We start from the raw sequence: 1793 nt of genomic DNA, 5'->3' as shown, positions 1-1793 counted from the left end.
GTATCGGCTCAATAAGTAGGGGTAGCAGTTATTCTAGTTGCCACCGACTTGCCCAAGGGATGAAGAGAAGATTTTTCGCGAATAATAGTGGAGAGAGAGGGAATAATTCCCAGTTGGGAAATTCGGTCACGCACATAATCGAAAAAACTGACTCCTAACTGACGAGTAGTGGCAACAAGAGACATAAAAGTATCCCAGGCCTGAGTACCCTCAATCGTTTGAGTTGCATAGCTAATATTACGTCGCTGCACCATAGTTCTGGCAGCTAACTCAGCCGGATTATTGTGTAAAGGTAATTCAGGATGCTCTAAAACCCTGAGCAACTCCGATGCTTTTGTAGCAGTTAATAGTTTGCGTTCATCCAACAATTCATAGCCGCTTGGAGTTTCAAAAAGCAGCCGAAATTTAGCCTTTAAAGGCTGTACAGCTTCGGGACTGGGAGCTTTTTTGTAAGCTAATAATTCTCGATAATAATCCCAAAAATCTTCGATAAATTTCCCTAAAATTACCTGATGGCAAGGGAATACCGGGCTTAACTTTTTGTAATGTCTTCCCTCATGCACCCAACATAAAGCTCTATCAGCAGTGATTAACTTGAATTGCGGAGCATCATCACAACAAAGAGTTTGTACGACTGGGCAATCAGTTTGCTGATGATAAAAAGCAATAGCTGCTGCTTCCCTAATCCGGGTAACTTGTTGAGAACCCAGTTTGGGTAGATAATTATTCAGTAGGTGATTAAACTGTGACTCACTCAACACCGTTTCTTGAGGTAATAGCTTGAGAGCGTTCTGCCATTTAGTCGGGATTTTGAAGTCCTCAATTAGTGAGAATGTGAGTGGATTCAAGATGAATTCTAGTTCTCGTCCTGGCTGTAATCCTTTCAGCACAGTCAGTCTGTCTTTATTCGCTGTTGTAAAGTAGACTGTATATAAAGGGTTGCAGATGACATTGGTGGTATAGTTGACTCCACCCACGCGCGCACCTGTTTGGTCGAAGTGTTGCCAAGGACTACTCGCTAGTCCTGAATCATAAACTTCTTGTTTCTCGGTTTCAAAACCGGAGTGGTTTTTGATTAACAGGTTGGATAAATAACCGGCTGAGATGGAAATACCTAAATCTGCTAAAAAATCTAGTAGTTTGCCTTGGGTCATATTGCCCCCATAGTACAAACTGATGATTAAGGCTTTGATTCCCGGTCCAAATTCTCCTTCGTAGCCTAATGGTAATTCTGCTACATAAGTTTTCCCAACTGAGGGTGAGTAATATTTCTGTTTGCGAAATAATATGTTGTCGGTTGCCAAGCTGATATCTTGGATGATTACTTGTTCGTATCCTTTAAATTCTGCATCTGCTGGCAGTTGGTCTTTCGGATATTCTAGTATTTCTTCTCGATCTATTTTAATTGTGGCGTTCTTACTGCCTTTGCTGTGCTTTTTTGGCGTTTTTCGTTCTTTTTCTGATGAGTGCTGGCTGCTGAATCCTTTGGACTTGGCTTTGATGTCTGGTTTTCCTTGTTCTCCCTTCAATCGGTTATTTTCATCTTTTAACCGTTGATTCTCTGACTCCAAGTCTTTGACTTTTAATTGTAATTGCTCTACGAGGTTCAGTAATATCTCTACTGTGCGACGCATAGATTCGTCTGCAATCCCTTTCGGGTCAATGGTTTGCAGTAAATCGGAGGATGATTTGTCTTGTAAAATAATCTTTGGCGTCATGTGTCCTATTTTACAACACTTTGTGTATCCTGCTTACTTTTTTTTCTCTGCTACCCCTACTTATTGAGCCGATAC

1 protein-coding gene is annotated in these 1793 nt (G+C 41.2%); it reads right to left on the bottom strand.

Features of this window, described 5'->3' with window-relative positions:
* Nucleotides 1–8 precede the first annotated feature (8 nt).
* Nucleotides 9–1718, bottom strand: a complete 1710-nt coding sequence (locus tag QUA50_RS29160) for an IS66 family transposase (protein ID WP_333268777.1) — start codon at nucleotides 1716–1718, stop codon at nucleotides 9–11.
* Nucleotides 1719–1793 lie beyond the last annotated feature (75 nt).

It is taken from the genome of Microcoleus sp. M2_D5, assembly GCF_036701935.1.
Lineage (GTDB): Bacteria > Cyanobacteriota > Cyanobacteriia > Cyanobacteriales > Microcoleaceae > Microcoleus.
The sequence above is the reverse complement of the archived record's forward strand: the minus strand, read 5'-3'. Positions and strand labels throughout refer to the sequence as shown.

Excerpts from the sequence above, each read along its gene's own strand:
- QUA50_RS29160 (WP_333268777.1), bottom strand. The coding sequence starts at position 1,718 with ATGACGCCAAAGATTATTTTACAAGACAAATCATCCTCCGATTTACTG.